General features: G+C 39.1%; 26 protein-coding genes. All 26 read right to left on the bottom strand.

Annotation, left to right across the window (positions count from 1 at the left end; genetic code table 11):
- Nucleotide 1: 1 nt before the first annotated feature.
- The 26 genes from fliQ to trmFO all read right to left on the bottom strand — a co-directional run bounded on the left by fliQ (nucleotide 2) and on the right by trmFO (nucleotide 21,687).
- A complete protein-coding gene (gene fliQ, locus J1899_RS09735; RefSeq protein WP_066446570.1) occupies nucleotides 2–271 on the bottom strand; it encodes a flagellar biosynthesis protein FliQ in 270 nt (89 codons plus the stop codon).
- Nucleotides 272–283: 12 nt separating this feature from the next.
- On the bottom strand, nucleotides 284–949 hold the full coding sequence (gene fliP, locus J1899_RS09730; RefSeq protein WP_066446572.1) for a flagellar type III secretion system pore protein FliP: 666 nt from the start codon (nucleotides 947–949) through the stop codon (nucleotides 284–286).
- Nucleotides 946–1,647, bottom strand: coding sequence for a flagellar biosynthetic protein FliO (locus J1899_RS09725; RefSeq protein ID WP_246586631.1), 702 nt, complete (start codon nucleotides 1,645–1,647; stop codon nucleotides 946–948). Before J1899_RS09725 ends, fliP begins: the two co-directional genes overlap by 4 nt.
- A gap of 29 nt (nucleotides 1,648–1,676) precedes the next feature.
- Nucleotides 1,677–2,039 carry a chemotaxis protein CheY gene (gene cheY, locus J1899_RS09720; RefSeq protein ID WP_151572071.1) on the bottom strand — a complete coding sequence of 121 codons (363 nt, stop codon included), beginning with the start codon at nucleotides 2,037–2,039 and terminating at the stop codon, nucleotides 1,677–1,679.
- A gap of 30 nt (nucleotides 2,040–2,069) precedes the next feature.
- On the bottom strand, nucleotides 2,070–3,323 hold the full coding sequence (fliY, locus tag J1899_RS09715) for a flagellar motor switch phosphatase FliY (RefSeq protein WP_214478516.1): 1,254 nt from the start codon (nucleotides 3,321–3,323) through the stop codon (nucleotides 2,070–2,072).
- The gene (fliM, locus tag J1899_RS09710; protein ID WP_066446580.1) at nucleotides 3,313–4,311 is read right to left on the bottom strand and encodes a flagellar motor switch protein FliM; all 999 of its coding nucleotides are present in this window, start codon (nucleotides 4,309–4,311) and stop codon (nucleotides 3,313–3,315) included. Before fliM ends, fliY begins: the two co-directional genes overlap by 11 nt.
- 43 nt (nucleotides 4,312–4,354) lie before the next feature.
- Nucleotides 4,355–4,786: a flagellar basal body-associated protein FliL gene (gene fliL / locus J1899_RS09705; RefSeq protein ID WP_214478515.1), complete on the bottom strand. Its 432-nt coding sequence runs from the start codon at nucleotides 4,784–4,786 to the stop codon at nucleotides 4,355–4,357.
- Nucleotides 4,776–4,997: a flagellar FlbD family protein gene (locus J1899_RS09700; protein ID WP_151572591.1), complete on the bottom strand. Its 222-nt coding sequence runs from the start codon at nucleotides 4,995–4,997 to the stop codon at nucleotides 4,776–4,778. The genes fliL and J1899_RS09700 overlap by 11 nt, the downstream gene beginning before the upstream one ends.
- 53 nt (nucleotides 4,998–5,050) lie before the next feature.
- A complete protein-coding gene (locus J1899_RS09695) occupies nucleotides 5,051–6,220 on the bottom strand; it encodes a flagellar hook protein FlgE (RefSeq protein ID WP_214478514.1) in 1,170 nt (389 codons plus the stop codon).
- A gap of 73 nt (nucleotides 6,221–6,293) precedes the next feature.
- Nucleotides 6,294–6,680, bottom strand: coding sequence for a TIGR02530 family flagellar biosynthesis protein (locus J1899_RS09690; protein ID WP_066446588.1), 387 nt, complete (start codon nucleotides 6,678–6,680; stop codon nucleotides 6,294–6,296).
- A gap of 14 nt (nucleotides 6,681–6,694) precedes the next feature.
- Entirely contained in the window at nucleotides 6,695–7,339 is a 645-nt protein-coding gene (gene flgD / locus J1899_RS09685) for a flagellar hook assembly protein FlgD (RefSeq protein ID WP_214478513.1), read from the bottom strand.
- 8 nt (nucleotides 7,340–7,347) lie between these two features.
- Complete coding sequence (locus tag J1899_RS09680) at nucleotides 7,348–8,631, bottom strand: flagellar hook-length control protein FliK (RefSeq protein ID WP_214478512.1); 1,284 nt, start codon at nucleotides 8,629–8,631, stop codon at nucleotides 7,348–7,350.
- Nucleotides 8,632–8,662: 31 nt separating this feature from the next.
- On the bottom strand, nucleotides 8,663–9,277 hold the full coding sequence (locus J1899_RS09675) for a MotE family protein (RefSeq protein ID WP_066446594.1): 615 nt from the start codon (nucleotides 9,275–9,277) through the stop codon (nucleotides 8,663–8,665).
- Nucleotides 9,278–9,285: 8 nt separating this feature from the next.
- Complete coding sequence (fliJ, locus tag J1899_RS09670; RefSeq protein ID WP_066446598.1) at nucleotides 9,286–9,729, bottom strand: flagellar export protein FliJ; 444 nt, start codon at nucleotides 9,727–9,729, stop codon at nucleotides 9,286–9,288.
- 5 nt (nucleotides 9,730–9,734) lie between these two features.
- On the bottom strand, nucleotides 9,735–11,051 hold the full coding sequence (fliI, locus tag J1899_RS09665) for a flagellar protein export ATPase FliI (RefSeq protein WP_214478511.1): 1,317 nt from the start codon (nucleotides 11,049–11,051) through the stop codon (nucleotides 9,735–9,737).
- Nucleotides 11,051–11,812 (bottom strand): flagellar assembly protein FliH, encoded by a 762-nt coding sequence (gene fliH / locus J1899_RS09660; protein ID WP_214478510.1) that lies wholly within the window; start codon nucleotides 11,810–11,812, stop codon nucleotides 11,051–11,053. The genes fliI and fliH overlap by 1 nt, the downstream gene beginning before the upstream one ends.
- Nucleotides 11,805–12,821 carry a flagellar motor switch protein FliG gene (gene fliG, locus J1899_RS09655; RefSeq protein ID WP_066446606.1) on the bottom strand — a complete coding sequence of 339 codons (1,017 nt, stop codon included), beginning with the start codon at nucleotides 12,819–12,821 and terminating at the stop codon, nucleotides 11,805–11,807. The genes fliH and fliG overlap by 8 nt, the downstream gene beginning before the upstream one ends.
- 14 nt (nucleotides 12,822–12,835) lie before the next feature.
- Nucleotides 12,836–14,434, bottom strand: a complete 1,599-nt coding sequence (fliF, locus tag J1899_RS09650) for a flagellar basal-body MS-ring/collar protein FliF (RefSeq protein WP_066446608.1) — start codon at nucleotides 14,432–14,434, stop codon at nucleotides 12,836–12,838.
- Between the two features lie 142 nt (nucleotides 14,435–14,576).
- Entirely contained in the window at nucleotides 14,577–14,885 is a 309-nt protein-coding gene (fliE, locus tag J1899_RS09645; RefSeq protein ID WP_066446610.1) for a flagellar hook-basal body complex protein FliE, read from the bottom strand.
- Between the two features lie 15 nt (nucleotides 14,886–14,900).
- Nucleotides 14,901–15,350, bottom strand: a complete 450-nt coding sequence (gene flgC, locus J1899_RS09640) for a flagellar basal body rod protein FlgC (RefSeq protein ID WP_066446612.1) — start codon at nucleotides 15,348–15,350, stop codon at nucleotides 14,901–14,903.
- 2 nt (nucleotides 15,351–15,352) lie between these two features.
- Nucleotides 15,353–15,745, bottom strand: a complete 393-nt coding sequence (flgB, locus tag J1899_RS09635) for a flagellar basal body rod protein FlgB (protein ID WP_214478509.1) — start codon at nucleotides 15,743–15,745, stop codon at nucleotides 15,353–15,355.
- Nucleotides 15,746–16,374: 629 nt separating this feature from the next.
- Complete coding sequence (gene codY, locus J1899_RS09630; RefSeq protein ID WP_066446616.1) at nucleotides 16,375–17,154, bottom strand: GTP-sensing pleiotropic transcriptional regulator CodY; 780 nt, start codon at nucleotides 17,152–17,154, stop codon at nucleotides 16,375–16,377.
- Between the two features lie 197 nt (nucleotides 17,155–17,351).
- Entirely contained in the window at nucleotides 17,352–18,758 is a 1,407-nt protein-coding gene (hslU, locus tag J1899_RS09625; protein ID WP_214478508.1) for an ATP-dependent protease ATPase subunit HslU, read from the bottom strand.
- A gap of 15 nt (nucleotides 18,759–18,773) precedes the next feature.
- On the bottom strand, nucleotides 18,774–19,316 hold the full coding sequence (gene hslV / locus J1899_RS09620) for an ATP-dependent protease subunit HslV (RefSeq protein WP_066446621.1): 543 nt from the start codon (nucleotides 19,314–19,316) through the stop codon (nucleotides 18,774–18,776).
- Between the two features lie 105 nt (nucleotides 19,317–19,421).
- The gene (gene xerC / locus J1899_RS09615; protein ID WP_214478802.1) at nucleotides 19,422–20,324 is read right to left on the bottom strand and encodes a tyrosine recombinase XerC; all 903 of its coding nucleotides are present in this window, start codon (nucleotides 20,322–20,324) and stop codon (nucleotides 19,422–19,424) included.
- 55 nt (nucleotides 20,325–20,379) lie between these two features.
- Nucleotides 20,380–21,687: an FADH(2)-oxidizing methylenetetrahydrofolate--tRNA-(uracil(54)-C(5))-methyltransferase TrmFO gene (gene trmFO / locus J1899_RS09610; protein WP_214478507.1), complete on the bottom strand. Its 1,308-nt coding sequence runs from the start codon at nucleotides 21,685–21,687 to the stop codon at nucleotides 20,380–20,382.
- Nucleotides 21,688–21,920: the final 233 nt, after the last annotated feature.

The following is a 21,920-nucleotide window of genomic DNA, read 5'->3' as shown; positions in this document are numbered from 1 at the left end:
GTTAACCTACATACCTTGTTAAATTTGTAAAAATTTCATTTGCATAGGATATTAAGTGACTTAACATCCATGGCGCGAAAAAGATTAAGCCAACAAAAACGGCAACTATTTTCGGTATAAATGCTAATGTCTGCTCTTGGATTTGCGTGGTCGCCTGAAATATACTGACAACCAACCCGACAACTAGCGCCAAAATAAGCAATGGTCCGCATATTAATAAAACTGTCATTACACCGCGCTCGGCAATTGAGATTACTGCTTCTGGCGTCATTTTTTCACCTGCTTAAAAACTTTGTAGAAGAGATTTTACAACTAGATACCAGCCGTCTACCAATATGAATAATAGAATTTTAAATGGGAGAGAGATCATCACTGGCGGAAGCATCATCATCCCCATCGACATAAGCACACTTGCTACTACCATATCAATGACAAGGAATGGAATAAAAATCATAAAACCAATTTGAAAGGCTGTTTTGATTTCACTAATGGCAAAGGCAGGCACGAGCGCGGTCAGAGGGATATCCTGAATTGTTTCCGGTGTATCTGCTCCTGAGTATTCTAAAAATAATGCAAGATCCTTTTGCCTGGTATGGGCACTCATAAACTCTTTAAAAGGAACAGCAGCAAGTTCGTAGGCTTCTTCTAAGTTAATTTCTTCGTTAAATAATGGCGTCAGCGCCTGTTCATTTACCTCATGAAAGGTTGGGGCCATAATAAAAAAGGTTAAAAACAGAGCTAATCCAATAATTACTTGGTTTGGTGGCATTTGCTGTGTAGCAAGCGCCGTTCTGACAAAGGAGAGAACAATCACGATTCTTGTGAAACATGTCATTAATATCAGAATGCTTGGCGCTAAAGACAAGACGGTCAACAATAAGACAAGCCTTACAGATGTCGAGACATTTTCAGGCGAACTGCCATTAAATATTTCCATAAACTCATTCATTGGTCGTCAGATCCTTTCTTCTTCATTTCATCAAGGATCTTTTTTCTGCTTTGCGCCATGTCATCCATTTGTTTTTTTAGGATCGTTTGAAAGCTGTTCCCTTTCTCTTTTTGCGATTGAGGATTTCTCAGAGCATTTATTGCCTTTGTCACAATATCGCTTGGCTGAACAAGCTGATCCATTTTGCTGTTATAAATTGAGAGCATTTGGCTGTATTCGTCCGGATCATTAATTTCCTTCAGAACCTGAATATTCTCACCAACACCGACAATAAGCAATGATTCTCCAGCTTTAATAATTTGAATGGATCGATTATTGCCTAAAGAAGTTCCTCCTAGGTTTTCCACTAATTGTGTTGATTGGAAGGTCCTATTTCTCTTATTGATGACTTTTAAAAGTGCATATAAGAGACCGACAACAAAGATGGTTGCAGCAATCATTTTAAAAACATCCCAAAAGCTAAATCCAATATTGTCTGCTTCAGCAACTTGCCCTGGAGTTTCTGTTTCTGGCTCTGTTTCTGCACCTGTATCTGTTTCTTCTTGTTCCTCTGTACTTTCGGTCTTTTCACTATCGCCCTTTTGTTCTAAATAGTCCTTCACACTTTCAATTTGCTCAGCTGAGGCTGTTATTGGCAGCCCCAGCACAGCAAAGATGAAAAGAACCGGCATGACGATTTGCAGTCCTTTTTTTAACAACGCTTTGCACCCTCTATATGTTCTAGTCTTTATCCTAACGTTTTTGAAATTGCTTCGATTACACGATCAGCCTGGAATGGCTTAACAATAAAGTCTTTCGCGCCAGCTTGAATGGCATCAATAACCATTGCCTGCTGACCCATTGCAGAACACATGATAATTTTTGCGTTAGGATTAATTTTTTTAATTTCTTTTAATGCTGTAATTCCGTCCATTTCAGGCATTGTGATATCCATAGTTACTAAATCAGGAGATGTTTCTTTATATTTTTCTACAGCCTGTGCACCGTCTGCAGCTTCTCCTACTACTTCAAAACCATTTTTCGTTAAAATGTCCTTAATCATCATTCTCATGAATGCTGCGTCATCTACTATTAATATTTTGTGCGACATTTCCAACATTACCCCCATTATTCTAATTGTTTATTTCAGTTTTTTAATTCTGTCTGTCTGGCTGATAATATCTGTCACCCGAACTCCAAAGTTTTCGTCAATAACCACTACCTCACCTTGGGCAATTAAGCGGTTGTTGACTAAAATATCCACCGGTTCACCAGCAAGCTTGTCCAATTCAATAATCGATCCTGCGGAAAGTTCTAAAATTTCTTTGACAGAGCGTTTTGTTCTTCCTAGCTCCACGGTAATCTGAAGCGGAATATCCAGCAGCATGTTCAGATTTTTAGTTTCTGCAGGCTGATTCTGGTATGGATCGAACTCCGAGAACACAGCAGGCTGAACGTTGGGCTGAATGCTGCCCTGAAAGCTTGTGCCAATATGCTGCGGCGGAGCCTGGTAGCTTTGCTGCTGCATTTGCTGGGCTTGCGGCGGAGCTTGATGCTGCGGCATCGGCTGAGCTTGAGGTACTGGCTGTTGCTCTGGCTGCATTGTATACTGTGCAGTGTGTTGTGATTCATGAACAGTCTCTTGCTGTTTGTTCAACTCTACAGCAGCAGGTTGTTCAGGACTGCTTGCTGAGTCTGTTTCAGAACCTGGATTCATTAATTCATGGACCAGTTTCGTTCCGAAGCTAAGCGGAAGAAGCTGCATAATATTTGAATCAATCAGATCACCAATTTTTAAACGGAAAGAAATTTTAATTAATTTATCATCGGGCGGAATTGTTTCCATACCCTCGCCATCTGGTAAATTTAATAAATCGATAGTTGGTGGTGAAATATCAACCTTTTTTCCAAAAATCGTCGACATGGAAGTGGCAGCAGAACCCATCATTTGGTTCATGGCTTCCTGCACAGCACTTAATCGAATTTCATCCAATAAGTCAGAAGGGTTTTTCCCATCTCCACCAAGCATTAAATCAGCAATAACAGCCGCATCTTCTTGGTTAATGACCAATAGGTTACTTCCTAAAAAACCTTCCGTATAGCTAACTTGAATGGCCACATATGGATGAGGAAATTCCTCAATTAGCCTTTTTTTAAGAATGACGGAGACAGTAGGTGTTGTAATATCTACCTTTTGATTCAATAGAGCAGATAAAGCAGTAGCTGAGCTGCCAAAGGAGATATTTCCGATCTCTCCTAAAGCATCCTGTTCCATAGGTGAGATTAACTCATCAATATTTAATTCAGCAGCTTCTTTTTCTGAAGGCTGATCACCATCTGTTCCTCTTAAGAGTGCATCAATTTCATCTTGTGAAAGCATGCCATCACTCATCATTCTCTTCTCCCCCTTTCACAATGTCCAAAATTTGCACAGCAAGCTTTTTGTTTATCTTTCCTGGCTGACCTGTAAATTTAGGAACGTCACCAATTTTGATTATTAACGGCTGGTCAATTGTCCTGTCTAATTCAATGACATCACCGATATCAAGCATTAGGAAGTCTTGAACGGAAATATCTGAGCTTCCAAGCTCACTAATAATCGGCACCTCTGCCCGCTGGATATTTTTCTCAAGCCGTTCCAGTTCCCCTGGCACCCGATCCTTTTTCTCAGTCTGCATCCAATAGTGAACAGATAACCTCGGAATAATGGGTTCTAGGACAACATGCGGAATACAAATATTGATCATACCGCTTGTGTCACCTATTGTCGTATTCAATGATATAACAACTACCGTCTCATTGGGAGATACCATTTGCAAAAATTGCGGATTTACTTCAAAATCCGACAGAATCGGATCAATCTCTGCAACCGTACTCCAAGCTTCCTGCAGGTTTTCAAACGCTTTTTCAAATGTATTAGACATTATTTTCGTTTCAATTTCCGTTAAATTGTCAACTTTGTTTAAGCTGGTGCCGCGCCCGCCCATCATTCGATCCATCATAGCATAGGCGATGTTTGGGTTAACCTCTATTAAAACTCTTCCCTCAAGCGGCGGTACTTCAAATACATTCAGTATCGTCATTTTCGGGATTGAGCGGATAAATTCTTCATATGGTATCTGATCGGCTGATGCTACTGAGATTTGGACATATGTTCTAAGCTGAGCAGAAAAGAAGGTTGTTAATAATCTTGCGAAGTTCTCATGTATTCTTGTTAAACTTCTGATTTGATCTTTTGAAAAGCGCAGAGCTCTTTTAAAATCATAAACCTTAACCTTCTTTTCACTCTGTTCCTTTTTCAGCTCGTCAGCATCCATCTCGCCTGTCGATATAGCCGACAGCAATGCATCAATTTCATTTTGCGACAAAACTTCACTACTCATGTTCCCACCTCCATTTAGAATGTAAGTAGATGATTTCAATTATTTATTGGAGGAGGGATTCTGTAATATAGACTTTCACGATTTGTCCCTCTTGCATTAATTCATTGACCTTAGCTTTTAAATTTTCCTGCAGGGAAAGCTGACCGTCTTTTCCTTGAACTTCTTCCGCGTTCATATCAGCAAGTTCCTGAATAATAATATTTTTCACTTGAAAACTGCGCTTTTCCAGTTCTTCCTTTGCCTTTTTGTCATCGGTTTGAACCATAAAGGAAATTTTCAAATATTCACCGCTTGCTAAGTTGGTCGTAATCTCCGGAATTTCAACTGAAGCTTCAATGACCTCATCAATGGAAGGTTCCTTTTCTTCTTCAGGTCCTGCATTAAGATTTGTGACAGTAAAATACACAATAGCCCCAACAAGCGCTATGGCAATAAGTATAAATATCATGATCATTAACAGTTTATTATTCTTCATCTTCATTGCCTCCCGCATGCTGCATTCCTGCAAGGCCTATTGTTTTATATAGTGATGTTATCATAGCATATACTTGTTCTTCTGATTCTTTTACAACATACTTACGTCCATTTGTGAGCATTATCGTTGTATCTGGAAAAGATTCTATTGTTTCAATTAACAGGGCATTAAGTATAAATGATTTTCCATTTAACCGAGATACTTTTATCACTTTGATTTTCAGGGTTAAAGACGAGCTGCCTTTAACCCTGTCCCTCCCTTAATCTATCGTTTTAGGTTAACAAGTTCCTGCAGTATTTCATCTGAAGTTGTAATGATACGTGTATTGGATTGGAATCCGCGCTGTGCAGTAATCATTTCTGTAAATTCTTCGGAAAGGTCAACATTTGACATTTCAAGTGACCCGGCTGCGACAACTCCTCTACCTTCACCTGCAACATTAATATTGGCAACACCAGAGTTAACAGTCTCTTGGAATAAGCTGTTTCCTGCTTTTAGAAGACCAGATCCGTTACTGAACTTAGCAATAGCAAGCTGGCCTAGTGTCCCAATTTCACCATTTGAATATACACCATTAATTTCACCTAAAGAACCGATATTAAAGCTTTCCAGCATACCAGCAGTGTTTCCGTTTGGATTTGCCATTGCTGTGATAGAACCAGGCTGATTTGTTAGACCGCTAAAATTTAGCGTTACGTTTTGTGCAGGAGTAAATCCACTCAATGCAATATTGGAGTTCGCCTGATTCGGAAACGTAATTGCTTGCGGAGTTGCAGGACTAGGCTGTGCAGGATCGACATTTCTATTCCACAATTGAACAGTCCAGTTGTTGCCCGTTCCTTTAAATTCCAAATCCAGAACCTGTGCATCACCATTTGCATCTACAACTTTAATTTGCTGTACTAATTCATTTGCTCCACTTGCATCTGATGGCAAATTGCCTTCAAGGGTAATTTCATCTGTTACCACAGCAGGAAGCATTGCATTAACATTGACTGTGATATCACTTAAAACACCATTTTCATAAGACTGAACCTTTAAACCGTCTGCATTCACAAGAGTGCCGTTATCATCTAAATAAAAGTTTCCTGCTCTTGTGTAATATTGTGATTGACCTTGACTTACAACGAAATAGCCATCTCCATCAATACCCAAGTCCAATGAGCGTCCAGTTGTTTGTAAGCTTGAACCCGTGTGAATGGTATCAATTGTAGCAAGAGTAGAACCAAGACCTACCTGCATCGCATTTTTACCACCGCGGTTTTCCTGTGCTGCACTCGCGCCTGCAACCGTCTGGTTCATTGTGTCTTTAAACGTTACACGCCCTTTTTTAAAGCCATAGGTATTCACGTTTGCTATATTATTACCAATAACATCTAACTTTGTCTGAAAATTTTTCATCCCGCTTATTCCTGAATACATTGAACGTAGCATGTTTTTTTCTCCTCCCATATTACCTGCGTCTGTCAGTCGGCAGGTGTTGGCTTCCTTCTTAAGGTCCAGCCATTTAGTCCATTACAATTGTTCCAGTAATATTAGTAAAAATCTGTGATTCGGCTTCTGTCCGATCCATGGCGGTAATAACGGTTTGATTGTTCGCGCTAACGATTAGAGCTGCATCTTTCAGCAATACAAGTGCTTCTTTTACACCCATTCTTTTGGCTTCTGACACTTTACTTTCAATGCTTTTCCACTTTTCATCGTCAATGGTAATGCCACGCTGCTGCAGTCGTTCTTTAGCATGTTTGCTAATCAATAACTTCTCATTGGCGCCTAATGCTGATTTTAAATGCTCTGTAAAGGGCTTCTCAGCGGCCTTTTGCTGTAGTTTCTGTTGTGGCTGCGGTTTTATAACCGGCTGGGTATGAATCGGACGAAACATATAGTTGCTCATCCAATCGCTTCCTTTTAAGATTCAATTTTTACAATCTGTGAAGAAGAAATAGCTGTTTTGGCTTCATCATCAAGCTGGAAAGATGTTTTGCCATTTTTGAAGGACACAGACTGAATAGAAGCGATATGCTCCTTTTTATCAGCATCCAGATATGTTACTGTTTTGCCAATCATCATGCTTGCTTGAAGCATCGCATTTTCCTTCGAAGTTTCATTTACTTGTGAGATGTTAGCTGGAGTCAGTTTAGTTCCATCTTCAAGTATAAAATTCACGCTATTATCCTTGAATTGAATGGAAGCTACTTTTCCAGTTCCTTCTTCAATGACTGGGACATCATTTTCACTTTCTGTTTCAGATACTTTATGCCAGCTCACTTCTTTTCCAATAAAAGCATTGTAGGAGATCATCTGGCTTTGCTCCTGCATTTTCAGAAAGCTTTGAAGTGTTGTATTCATGTTTGTCATTTGCTCTAATGATGAAAAAGTAGCCATTTGCGCAATAAAGTCTTTATCTTCCATTGGGCTTGAAGGATCCTGGTTTTGCAGCTGTGCCATTAAAATCTTCAAAAAGTCATCTTTTCCTAACACATCACTGCCCGTTTTTTTTGTTTGATTTTGATAGTTTGACAGCAATAAAGCAGAATCAATAGAATTTGTCATTTTCTCACCTACGCTTCCGTATTCAATAATGCTTCCTCAAAGGAGTCTCCAAAGCTATTTTCAGTTTCCTGCTGCTGTTTATCTGGCTGTCGAGACTGCTGGCGCTCTTGTTCAGATTGCTGTTCTTTATGAAAGAATCTTTCCTGCTGATTCATCTGCTGGGTAATCTCCACTTTCTCTACTTGAAGATTCTGCGCAGAAAATGCATTTTTTAATCCGTTTAAGTTCGCATCTAGTGCTTCTTTAGCGGCTGCAGTTGAAGTTAGTATTCTTGCAATCATCGTCGAATCTTTTTGGATTAATTCAATTCTTAAAGCACCTAGATGCTCTGGATTTAATTTAATAAATAGTCTTTGAGTTTCACCATTTTTCATTAAATGACTTTTGGCCAGAATTGACTCAAACTGCTGCATGAGCTGCTGTGTGGAAACTGGTTTTCCGTTTTGACTCAACATTAGGGTCAGTTGTTCAGGTTTTGCCATTTGCTGGAATTGCAGAAAACCAGCAGATAAACCTTCCGTTTTTGGTTTAAACGTCTCTAAGCCAGTTGCATTTGAATTAAGCTGGTCTGACAATTCTTCTGATACTCCAGAAAATAATTTAAAGGCCATTTCACGATTAGCTGCTGATTTTGTACTCATCAATTCCTGAAGCCCATCATGAAAACTTTTTAAGAAATCCTTTAGGTTTACGTCTTTCCCAGCGATATCCTGATGTGCAGATAAGAGGTCAAAAAGCTTAACGGCTTTCATTCCCATCAGAAAGTCTCGATCACCACTTCCATTAAATGAAGCAGACTTTACTGCAGCCAATTTTTCAAGCATCTGCATAATAGCCAATTCCATGTTTTGAAGTTCTTGACCTTCCTTACCTTCCATTTCGATATCCAGTTCAGCGTCAGCCTCTTCAGACGCGCCGCTGTTTCCTTCTTGTTTAAACGAAGCTAATAACTTTGTGAGAAGTTCACCAAGTTCCTCTAATGTAATCCCCATCTCTTCTGAAAGAATTTGCAGTAGTGACTGATCGGACTCCATCATTATTTTAGAAAAAAGCTCTAGACCATTTTCTAAATCGAGAAGCTGATCAGTATTAAACAAAGCGAGAAATTCAGCCAATTCAGCTTCCGTCATGTCTTTTACGCCATTAAGATTGTCTTCGTTTGATTGAGCGGTTATTTTGCCTCCCATTAAACCTGCTAGCATAGAAGTAAAGCCTTCAGCTCCATCCCCAGCTGCAAATTTATTGCCGGAAGCTTTTAAACTGTTGATTAATCCTAATCCTGCAACTTGCATTTTTTCACCTCCCTTCTACGTGGAAGCAGAATTACTCAGCACCATCCTCGTTTTCTTTTGCAGCTGTCAGCAATCCTGTCATTCGTGCAGCATTTGCCGGATCTAAGTTTTCCATAATTGATGCCAGCGTATCCGGTTTGACATTTGCTAATATGCGCACTGCTTCAGAATCTTCCATTTCTGTGATAATTGGAGCAGCTTTTTTGGCGGAGATCGTTTCATAGGTTTTAATAATGTCCTTAAAGGCCCGTTTATTTTCATCCCGAATTGCTCTAAGTTCATCTATTTCCTGCTGTAATCTTTCCTTTTCAAGCTGTGCTCGCTCTATATCAAGGTCCTTTGTTTCCAGCTGTCCTTCAAGCTGTGTAATTCTAGCTTCCCTGTCTTTTATATCGGCTTCAAGCTCAAACACTTTGTTTTCAAATTCTTCCATACTGGCATTTTGATCTTCAGTAAAGAGAGAAGAAAGAATAGGAATTTTTTGTCCATATTCTTTCGTGACTTGGAAAACGTTGTGACCAAGTAAAGTGAAAACAAGCAGCATAACTGCAAGCGCAAAAAGCAGGGGAATTAGAAACCAATATAGAAACTTTTGAAACTTGCTTGTTGTATTTTGATTTCCTTCAAGTTCATTCTTTTTTCCCATTCGACCACCTAATTTCCTCGATTGACGAAATGCTGTATCGAAATATCATCCATTTGTCTGCCCTCTAGCTGTTTTAATTCCTCATAAAAATGTTCTTTGCTTTTTTCTTTTATCTTTTCGTATTTTTTCACTTCTATATTTTTTTCCATTAATCGATCCTGAAAATAATTCATTTGACTTCTTGTATTCATCACCATCTTTTGAAAATGATGAATGGTCTTTTCCAGGTTGCCTACAAACTGCTGATGATGTCTGATTTCTTGGACAGGCAAACCGCTTAGTAATCTTTCTGATTGCAGGGATTCCAAATCCTCTTTTTTCTTAAGCAATTCATAAAGCTTCTCAGCAGCATCTTCAAATCGTTTAACAGATTGGTTATAAAGCTCAAATGCTTCATCTTTTTCACGTTCGCGGATGGACAGTACTTTATTGAATTTAAACTGAAACTGCACTTGGGTCAGTCTCCTTTCCCGGTAATGCGATAAAGTTGCTGAATGCTTTCGTCAATCGATATTTTTTCATGTGTCCTCTGTTTTAAAAATGCTGTAATCAGCGGATAAAGTCTAATGGCCTCATCGATTTCTGCAGATGATCCTTTTTTATATGCCCCAATGTTTATCAGATCTTCTGAATTGATATAAATACTTAAGAATTGACGCAGCCTTTCAGCTGCTTGCACATGTGCGGGTGCTGAGATCTGATTCATGACCCTGCTGACACTTTTTAATACATTAACGGCAGGATATTGACCCTTATTGGCAAGAGCACGATCTAAAACAAAATGCCCATCCAAAATTCCTCGCACTGTATCTGCAATCGGTTCATTCATATCATCACCATCAACAAGCACCGTGTAAAATGCCGTAATAGTTCCGACTTCATTAGTACCCGTTCTCTCAAGGAGCTTAGGCAGAATCGCAAAGACAGATGGTGTATACCCTTTAGTCGTAGGAGGTTCTCCAACTGCCAGTCCAACTTCACGCTGTGCCATTGCTACACGGGTGACTGAGTCCATCATTAGCATAACGTTTAAGCCTTTATCTCGAAAATACTCGGCTATGGCTGTTGCCGTATATGCACCTTTAATCCGCATTAATGCAGGCTGGTCTGAAGTAGCAACAACAACAATAGATCTTTTTAACCCTTCAGGTCCCAGGTCTTTTTCAATAAATTCACGTACTTCACGGCCACGTTCACCTATTAGAGCAATGACATTTAAGTCGGCAGTTGTATTACGCGCGATCATACCGAGCAGGGTACTTTTTCCTACACCGCTTCCCGCGAAAATACCTACACGCTGTCCTTTTCCAACAGATAGCAAACTGTCAACCATACGTACTCCAACTTCAATCGGCTCATGGATCGGCGGCCTTTTTAGCGGATTTGGCGGATTTTGATCAGTAGGGACACTAGTTAGCCCTCTTGGCAAACTGCTCTCATCAAGCGGTCTTCCTAATGAATCAATCGCCTTTCCAATTAATGCAGAACCAACTTTAATTTCTAAGGGACTGCCCGTTGCTTCCACTAAACTGCCAGGTGCAATTTCATTAAGTTCTGTATAAGGCATTAGGATGACATTTTCACCTTTAAATCCAACTACTTCAGCCAATATGGTTGATTTTTTCTTTTTTCCAATATGGATATAGCAGACATCACCGATAGAACTTTCTGGACCTTGAGATTCAATCATTAGCCCCACCACACGATTTACTCTTCCGTATCGCTTAAAGCTGTCTATTTCATCAAGATAATCCAGTGCATCATTCATCTGCATTAATGGTCACTCTCCAATTTTTCAAACAGCTTGACCTTTATTTCATTTAGCTGACTATCAACAGCAGCATCTATTCGGCCGCTTTCAGACTCTATTACACAGCTGCTTTCAGGCAATTCGTCATTTGGAAAAATGTACAATTTTGTTTCTTTCGGAAACACAGCCATTAGTTCATCCTTATGGTTTACTAGCAGCTCGTATTGTGTCGGGTGCACATGAAGCTGAACATCACTTTGTTCCCTTGCTTCTTTTAGAGCACGTTTTACATATGAAATATAATGTTCTGCATTTCCCGAAAGGTCTTCGTTAATAATTTTTGAAGCAACCTTGATGCCGATCTGCAGAATCGTCCTTTCAGCTTGATCTACAGTTGATTCATAGTCTTTTTTGCTGAGATCGACTGTCTGTTGAGCAAGGGCTATATACTCTGCATAATCGTGATAACCTTGTTGCCTGCCATCTTCATAGCCTGCACTATACCCTTCAGACTGAGCTTGCTCAAACAATGCCTGTTTTTCCTGCTGTAGAGATTCCCGCTCTGTTTGCATATGCTCTTCCAGCCTATTAACTTCTTCTCTGGCTGCATTCAGCATTTGCTCTGCTTCCATTTTTGCATGGGATAGGATCTGCTGAATCTCAGCTTCTGTATGTGCATGGTTTCTCAGCTCAGGGCTGCCTTCTGTATTTTCAAATGTTTTAATTCTAATGATCTTTTGGTCTTTTTCAGGGATGTCATTTATAGCCTTATATAGTCTAGACAATAATGTCATCTCCTCCGCCACGGGCCACGATAATTTCACCGGACTCTTCTAGTCTGCGGATGATGCCGACAATTCTTGACTGTGCTTCTTCAACTTCACGCAGTCTTACAGGACCCATGTATTCCATTTCATCCTTAAACGTCTCAACCATTCTCGAAGACATATTGCTAAAGACAATTTCTTTAACTTCGTCACTGGATACTTTCAGCGAAAGCATAAGATCTTCAGTTTCACAATCACGGATAATTCTCTGGATAGCGCGATTATCGAGTGTAACAATATCTTCAAAGACGAACATTCTTTTCTTAATTTCTTCGGCTAATTCAGGATCCTGAATTTCTAATGCATCAAGAATCGTTCTTTCTGTCGCACGATCCACACCATTTAATACATCTACAACCGCTTCAACTCCGCCTGTCTGCGTATAATCCTGTGTAACAGTTGCTGAAAGCTTTCTTTCAAGTATTTGTTCTACTTCGTTGATGATTTCCGGTGATGTGCTATCCATTACAGCGATCCTTCTTGCGATATCAGCCTGCATTTCCTGAGGCAGTTCTGAAAGAATCTGTCCCGCCTGCGCTGAATCTAAATAAGAAAGAATCAATGCGATTGTCTGCGGATGCTCGTTTTGTATAAAGTTGAAAATTTGTCCAGGGTCTGCTTTGCGGGCAAAGTCAAATGGACGTACCTGCAATGAAGAAGTCAGTCTGTTGATAATGACTGACGCTTGTTCTGTACCAAGAGCTTTTTCTAAGACTGTTTTCGCATAGCCAATTCCGCCTTGTGAAATATAATCTTGTGCTAGTGCTATTTGGTGAAACTCCTCAAGGATTTCTTCTTTTGCCTCTGATTCCACTTTTTTGACCCCGGAAATTTCCAATGTGAGTTTTTCAATTTCTTCCTCACTTAAATGCTTGTATACCGATGAAGCAACATCAGGCCCAAGGGAGATTAGCAGAATGGCCGCTTTTTGCTTGCCTGTTAATTCTTTTTGTTCATTTCTTGCCACGATTTAGTCCCCCCTTAGTCTTCTGCGATCCAAGTTCTTAATAGTTTAGCAAAGTCTTCCGGCTTTTCTTTTGCCATCTTTTCTAATTGCTTGCGGCGTAAAGTACCTTCTGTTTCAGTCTCTTCGTTCACGTCCGGAACATTAAATGTCCTTTGTTCAGCAAGAACCTCTTCTTCTTCAGCGATATCATTCGCTTTCTTTCTAGCTCGAATAAAGAGGAAAATTAAAACGGCGATAATTAAAATTAATAATCCGCCTATAGCATAAACCCACCATGGCAGGCCAGCTGCTGCTTCTTCAGAAAATTCCACCTTGCCATTAAACGGCTGAACAGATACAAGAATTTTATCTTGCAATGCTTCGTCGGTGATTTCTCCTTCTACAGAATCTTTATTGATTGTAGTTCTTACAATCGTTCCTAACATTTGGGTAATATCATTAATTCGTTCCTGCGGCAGTGAGTTAGGGTCATCAGCAGTAGGAGGCTCAACCATAACCTGGATGCCTAAATCTCTAATTTTATAAGGACTTTCAACAATTTCTCTGCGAATTTTATTCACTTCATTGTTAATTGTCTCTTCAATTCGTTCATAATCGCCATTTCCTTCAGCACCTTCTACATATGTGGTGCCTAACGCATCTGCTGGATCTTCTCCTTGCGGAATTCCGCCAGCTTGATCTCCGTTCCCAGTGAAGGTTTCTGTAACTCTCTGCGCACTAATCGCGATGCCTTCCATATTTTCTTCATCAACAGGCTCAACAAGGTTTTCTTCTCTGTTTTCCTGGGTAAAGTCAATATCAGCAGTAACAGAAACAACCACTTTGTCTGGTCCCATTAATGTTCCAAGCATGCTTTGAACTTGTCTTTGCACATCGCGTTCAATTTCTTTTTTGATCTCATGCTGTGCAGCAAAAGTAGACCCTGGAGAATTTTCATTATTTTTTTGATCAAAGTACTCAAAATATTGGTTAGTGATGACGATATTATCAGTAGGTAGGTTTGGTACACTTTTTGAAACAAGATGATACAAAGCCTGGATTTGTGAGTCCTCAAACTGATAACCAGGTTTTGTATCAAGCACGATAGAAGCAGATGCTGCTTCTGTTGAATCATTAACAAAGATGCCTTTCTCAGGAAGGTTAATCATAACCTTTGCATCGTTAACCCCATCGACCCCTTTGATTAACGTTGCTAACTCCGTCTGCATAGCATCCAGCTTCAATACATTAAATTCATTTTCTGTCATTCCAATTCCAGCGTTCTGGCTAAAGAAGGAATAATCTATGCCGCCTGATTTAGGCAGACCTTCAGCAGCAAGTTCAACCAGTAACGTATCAGCCATCTCTTCTGGTACTAAAATGGTCGTACCGTCATTAGCTATTTCAGACTGTATACCCCTTGCCGTTAAGTTCTCTTTAATTGCCCCTGTTTCCGATGGCGATAGATTGCTGTATAAAGGAACGAAACTTGTAGAAGTTGCCCAGATTGAACCGGCAATTATTAATATAATTAAAAGAATAGAAGAACCGATATATAAAGTTTTTTGCTTTTTTGAACGCGATCTCCAAAACTCTTTTAATTTTGTTATGAAATTTTGAAACGATTCTTTCATCATTACCCCCCGATGGTTCCGCCATAGCCTCTCAGAAAAAATTCATTATTCATTTCTATTTTCTTAAATTCATGTCTTCTCAGAAGCTATAGCTGTATATGCATTGTGGGCGCATAGTCCAAATAAATTTTATTCTTTTCTATTAAACTTGCATTCTCATCATCTCTTGATATGCTTCGATCACTTTATTCCGTATTTCAAGAGTAGCTGTCATTGTTACACTCGCTTTTTGTGAAGCAATCATGACTTGATGCAAATCAACGTTTTCTCCGCGAGCTAATTTTTCAGTTAGTTTGTCAGATTCAATTTGTGTTTCATTAACTTTATTAATAGAATCCTTAAGGACGGACGCAAAATCCTTCTGCGCTTCGAATGGTGTAGTACGATTCACTGTTGTATTGTTTATGTTTTGTACAGATTGCGACACGGGCGAAAATGTTACATTATTCATTTAGCAATCCCTCCTTTACTTCCCAATCTCTAATGATTTCATCATCATATTTTTAGACGCATTAAATACGGTTACGTTCGCTTCATAAGATCTAGTTGCACTCATAAGGTCAACCATCTCTCTAAGTGGATCCACATTCGGCATCTCCACATAGCCATCCTCATTGGCATCTGGATGAGTAGGGTCATACACCATTTTAAATGGCGTCTCATCTTCTACTACCTCCGTTACCTTCACACCGTTTCCTATTCCAGTTTGACTGGATCGTCCCATTGCTTTATTTAGAAATGACGAGAATTGTCCTTCTTTCGGCTGCAATACGACTGATTTCCTGCGATATGTTTCTCCGCCATTCAAACTTCTTGTTGAATCAACATTTGCCATATTAGATGAGATAACATCCATACGAAGTCTTTGAGCGGTTAAGGCAGAAGACGTATTGTTCATACTATGAAAAATTGTCATGATTATCTGCCTCCCTTAAGAACGTTTTGCAGACTTGATAATTTACCGCTCATCCGGTCAACAAGCGCATTATAGTAAATTTGATTTGTGGCTAAATCAGACATTTCTTTGTCAATATCGACACTGTTGCCTGATTCGTTATAAGAAACGTTTCTTTGTGACACAATTCCGTTTGCAGCAGCATTTGTTTTAAAATCATAATGCCTGGCATCCGTTCGATATGCTTTCTGAGCCCCTGCCATCGCTTGATTTAAAGTGTCTTTAAAGCTGACATCCTTCGCCTTATAACCCGGTGTATCCACATTAGCTATATTTTGAGAGATCACTTTTTGTTTTTGTGATGAGTAATTTAACGCACCTTCAATCGTCGAGATCGTACCTGAAAACAAGTTCAATTTTGCCACCTCATATTCCTTAATCAATAATTATCTGAAAAAAACACATATTCTCCGACGAATTACGACAATTTTCAACTTAAATCTTATTGTAATGAATTTGAAATAATAAGTCTATGTGCATTATGTTAATTTTAGTGATTCATTCGGACTATTTTCATTAATTTTTGTATAAGACTATTCTCTCTTATCATAAAAACGCAAAGCGCGCTATTTGTCGAATTATAGGCATACTGCGATTATATGATGTAATAGCCACAAACACAATATAGGAGTTTTTACTCAAATGGATAAAGTTACACCTTGTTATAAGACTAACCTACTATTTTTCAACTAAATATACTTTCACTGGTTTTTCGTAACAAATGAAATATAAATAGAAATAAATAGAGACTGGAACAGTATTTACCTCATCTTGAAATTGAATGTTCCTATAGAAAACCAGTAATAGGCAGATAAAAACCCGAACTATAGTTGAAAGAATAAGGAAAAACTTTCTTATAGTCCGGGCTGGATTTTAATTTAGGAAATCCCCGATTTGAATCGTGCATTGTTTTTAACTGTATGGTCTACAATCTTGATAGTATAAAAAAAAAGCATCCAGTTCAACTGGATACTTTTTGAAGTTTTTAGTTTGACTTCAATTTTTCAAGCTCGAATAAGAATTTATCGTTAAGAACCTTGATGTAAGTTCCCTTCATTCCTAATGAACGTGACTCAATAACACCAGCACTTTCAAGCTTTCTCAAAGCGTTAACAATAACAGATCTAGTGATGCCGACACGGTCAGCAATTTTAGAAGCTACAAGTAATCCTTCATTTCCATTTAATTCTTCAAAGATGTGCTCGATCGCCTCTAATTCACTATAAGAAAGTGAGCTGATTGCCATTTGAACAACTGCTTTGCTTCTAGCTTCTTCTTCAATTTCTTCAGCTTTTTCACGAAGAATTTCCATTCCAACAACTGTTGCACCGTATTCAGCTAAAATTAAATCATCATCATGGAATTGTTCTTGTACACGAGCCAAAATCAATGTTCCAAGACGTTCCCCGCCGCCAATAATTGGTACGATCGTCGTTAAACCTTCACGGAACAGATCTTTATTCTCCACAGGGAAAGCTGTATATTCGCTATTGATGTCTAAGTTTGATGAAGTTTCTTGAATGCTGAATAAGTTTTTTGTATATTCTTCAGGAAATTGACGCTCTTCAAGCATTTTTTTCATACGCTCATTTTCAATTTGCTGATTAGCTGCATAGCCTAAAAGCTTACCGCGGCGGCTAACAACAAAAATGTTCGCTTCAATGACTTCACTTAGCGTTTCAGCCATTTCTTTGAAATTAACCGGTTTCCCAGCAGCTTTTTGAAGCATTGCATTAATCTTTCTTGTTTTTGATAATAAATCCATTCTTACTTCCTCCTATTTGCTAACACAATTAACAATTATCATATTTTGAGGCTGTTTTCAGGTACATTTTACAGTTTCTCGAAGAACCTATGTTTGTACATATTGCTGGAAAAAGCCTAGCTAAAAACTCTTCATTAAATCCTATTTCAATGCAGGAGTGTTTTCATAATACCCTTACTCTTTGCTTTAAAAACGACTTACAGGATAAATTGGCTAAGGTCCTTATCACGTGAAATGGCACCAAGTTTCTCTTCAACGTATTGAGGAGTGATTGAAATCTTTTCTAAAGTAACTTCCGGCGCTTCAAAGGATAAGTCCTCAAGCAGTTTTTCCAGAATGGTGTGAAGTCGTCTCGCACCGATATTATCTGTATTTTGATTCACATCAAATGCAAATTGAGCAATCCTACGAATAGCATCGTCAGAAAATTCAATTTGTATACCTTCTGTTTCCAATAAAGCTTGATATTGTTTAATCAGCGCATTATCCGGCTCAACAAGGATTTTAAAGAAATCGTCAACAGTCAGCTTTGTCAGTTCAACACGAATCGGGAAACGCCCCTGCAATTCTGGTATCAGGTCAGAAGGCTTCGCAATGTGAAATGCTCCTGCAGCCATGAAGAGTACGTGATCCGTTTTCACGGAGCCGTATTTGGTCACTATTGTTGATCCCTCTACAACTGGCAGGATATCTCTTTGCACACCTTCACGCGATACATCCGCCGAAGAACCTCCGTTATTTTTGCTGGCAATCTTATCGATTTCATCAATAAAGATGATCCCTGATTGTTCAGCTCTAAAGACGGCTTCCTGGCCAACCTCATCCATATCAATTAACTTCTGAGCTTCCTCATTTGTTAAGACTTTTCTTGCTTCTCTTACAGTCAGCTTACGCTTCTTTTTCTTCTTAGGCATAAAACCGCTTAATGCATCCTGCATATTCATGCCCATTTGCTCCATTCCTGACCCTTGGAGCATATCAAACATTGAAGGCTGCTGTTCTTCAACCTCCACAGTAATCATTTCGTTTTCAAGTTCGCCAAGTTCTAGCTTCATCTTGATGACTTTTCTTTTTTCTTGCAGGGAAATATCTTCACTATTAGATTGTTCCTGTTCAGCTTGTTCATTTCCGCCGCCAAAAAGCATCTCAAGCGGATTTTTATAGGAAGTATTTTTCTTGCTGCTTGGCACTAATAAAGATACAAGTCTGCGATTAGCATTTTCTTCTGCACGCTCTTTCACACTTGCCATCTTTTCCTCTTTGACAAGCCTTACAGAAGTTTCAACCAGATCTCTTACCATTGACTCAACATCACGGCCTACATAACCAACTTCGGTAAACTTTGTTGCTTCAACTTTTACGAAAGGTGCGCCAACTAATTTAGCCATCCGTCTGGCAATTTCCGTTTTACCTACTCCTGTTGGCCCGATCATTAAGATATTTTTCGGACTGATTTCGTCACGGAGCTGATCATCTAACAATGCTCTGCGATAGCGATTGCGCAATGCAACAGCAACTGCCTTCTTTGCGTCCTTTTGCCCAATAATATACTGATCCAGCTTATCAACAATTTGCCTTGGTGTTAAATTTGTTCCTTTTGCCATATTGAGCACTCCTCTCTATAATTCTTCTACAACGATATTATGGTTTGTATACACACAAATTTCCGCAGCCGTTTCAAGAGATGCTTTAGCAATTTCCTTTGCAGTTAAATGCTCACCTGCATATCTTTTTAAAGATCTCCCTGCTGAAAGCGCATAATTACCTCCAGAACCAATGGCTAAAATGCCGTCATCCGGTTCAATGACTTCCCCTGTACCTGATATAAGTAATAAACCTTCTTTATTCATTACGATCAGCATTGCTTCAAGCTTTCGGAGTACTCGATCACTTCTCCACTCTTTTGCAAGCTCAACAGCTGCTCTTTGCAGATTGCCATTATATTCTTCAAGCTTTCCTTCAAACTTTTCAAATAATGTAAATGCATCAGCAACAGATCCAGCAAATCCGGCAACCACTTTTCCATTAAAAAGTTTTCTCACCTTTTTTGCTGTGTGCTTCATTACTACAGCATTTCCAAATGTAACCTGTCCATCACCAGCCATGGCACATTCACCATTATGCTGTACAGCAAAGATTGTTGTTGCATGAAATTGAGACATCCTAATTCCTCCTTCTGGAGAGTCATTTATTTAATAGGGAACAAGCGCCCATTAAAAAGATCTATATTCATTAATAACCAAAAAACGAAACAGTTATGACAAAATTTAAGCTCTAGGATGATGAGTCATGTAGGTATTCCGCAAATATTCATTTGTTACATGTGTATAAACCTGTGTAGAAGATAAGAAAGCATGTCCTAATAGCTCTTGTACAGTCCGCATATCTGCTCCATTTGCCAATAGGTGCGTAGCAAAGGTGTGGCGCAGCATGTGAGGGTGAATCTTTCCATTTAGAGACGATTTCTCGATCAACTTATCAAGGACATTGCGAATCCCTCTTTCACTGATTCCCTTCCCTTGATAATTTAAAAACAAATGATCATCTTCTCCGCCTTTTTTCAGCAATTCTTTTCTGCCATTATGTATATAAGCTTCCAATGCTTCCTGAGCAAAGCTGCCAAATGGAATATAACGATCCTTGCTTCCTTTCCCATGCACAAGTACGGTAGAAATGTGAAAATCTAAGTCTTTCAATCGAATCTTTGTACATTCCCCTACACGCATGCCAGTTGCATATAGAAGTTCAAGCAGGGCTTTATTACGCTGCCCTAAAGCTGTATCTGTTTCACAGGCTTCGAATAATACCTGGAGCTCTTCTTCATAAAAAAACTGCGGCAGCCTTTTCTCACTTTTAGGGATAGACACTAGTGAAAATGGATTTTCCACGATGATCTTTTCCCTAACGAGAAATTTAAAAAAACTGCGTAGGCATGAAATTTTTCTTGCTACTGATTTTCTTTTCAGCTTCTTATTGTAGAGGTCTGTTAAAAAAATTCTCACGTCACTATATTGAACTTGGCTGATTGTTTCAATTCCTTGTTCAGACATGAACAAAAAAAATTCCCGAATATCATAATGATAATGCTCGATGGTATACTGTGAATAATTTTTTTCGATTTGTAAATATTCAATAAATAGATCTAAAGAAACGTTTACATTCAAATAAATCACCTCGCAAGAGCTACTAAATAGTATCACACATCAGCAGCTCTTGCAAGAAACTTTACAAATTTTTCACAAAGTTCTGAATTGTTTGTAATGCTCTATTTGCATGCTGTTCATTTCTTTCACTTTTCCCTTTAATCTTCACTGGTAAATCAGGGAATAATCCAAAGTTTGCATTCATCGGCTGGAAGTTTTTCGCATTAGCAGTTGTGATATATCGTGCCATGCTGCCAATCGCAGTCTCGTGCGGGAACTCAAGCGGCTCTTTCCCTTCAACCATTCTTGCTGCGTTAATTCCAGCTACTAGTCCGCTAGCTGCTGATTCAACATATCCTTCCACTCCAGTCATTTGTCCCGCAAAGAACAGATCAGAACGATTCTGGAATTGGTATGTTGCACGCAGAACTTTAGGAGAATTAATAAATGTGTTTCTGTGCATCACACCATAACGTACAATTTCAGCGTTTTCCAAACCTGGTATTAAACGAAGAACTTCTTTCTGCGGTCCCCATTTTAAATGCGTTTGGAAACCTACAATATTATATAAAGTTCCCGCTGCATCATCCTGGCGAAGCTGTACGACTGCATATGGACGTTTTCCTGTTTTAGGATCCTCTAAACCAACCGGCTTCATTGGACCAAATAGCATGGTCTTTTTACCGCGGCCCGCCATTACTTCGATTGGCATACAGCCTTCAAAAAAGATTTCCTTTTCAAATTCTTTTAAAGGAACCGTTTCTGCAGATACTAATGCCTGATAAAACGTTTCAAATTCCTCTTCGGTCATTGGACAATTTAGGTATGCTGCTTCACCTTTGTCGTAACGGGATTTTAAGTACACCTTGTCCATATTGATTGAGTCTTTCTCAATAATCGGTGCTGCAGCATCATAAAAGTATAAGTAATCTTCACCGGAAAGCTGCTTTAGCTTTTCTGATAATGCAGGACTAGTCAGCGGTCCAGTTGCGATAACAGTTGGACCTTCTGGAATTTCGGTTACCTCTTCCTGAATGACCGTTACATTTGGATGATTCTTCACTTGCTCTGTGACACGGGCAGCAAAGTCATGGCGGTCAACTGCAAGTGCTCCCCCAGCTGGAACTGCACTCTGATCTGCAGAGTTTATGATCACAGAGTTTAGATTTCTCATTTCTTCCTTTAATACCCCTACTGCATTAGTTAAATTGTTTGCACGCAAAGAGTTGCTGCACACTAATTCTGCAAATTTATCTGTATGATGAGCAGGTGTCTGTTTAACCGGTCTCATTTCATATAAGCGAACTTGGATTCCACGATTCGCAATTTGCCAAGCTGCTTCACTGCCAGCCAAACCGGCGCCGACTACATTCACAATTCTATTTTCCAATTTCAATTCCTCCAGTATATACAATCATGCTAATGGTTTATAACTTCTAAAAGTTGAACTCACACCGCTTTAAAGTGATAAAGTATGTAAGATGGTCATAGAAACGATTTATTGAATCATCATGTAAAGGAATAGTTACTGTAAACCTTTGCATTTGACATGGATTTAGCGTCCTTATGAATAGTATACGATTAAGATCGTCCTAAAGTTTCGTTTTGTCAGGATACGCTCAT

This window comes from Cytobacillus gottheilii, assembly GCF_018582665.1.
GTDB lineage: Bacteria > Bacillota > Bacilli > Bacillales > Cytobacillaceae > Cytobacillus > Cytobacillus gottheilii.
Note: the sequence above shows the minus strand (reverse complement) of the source record. Positions and strands in the feature narration are given on the sequence as shown.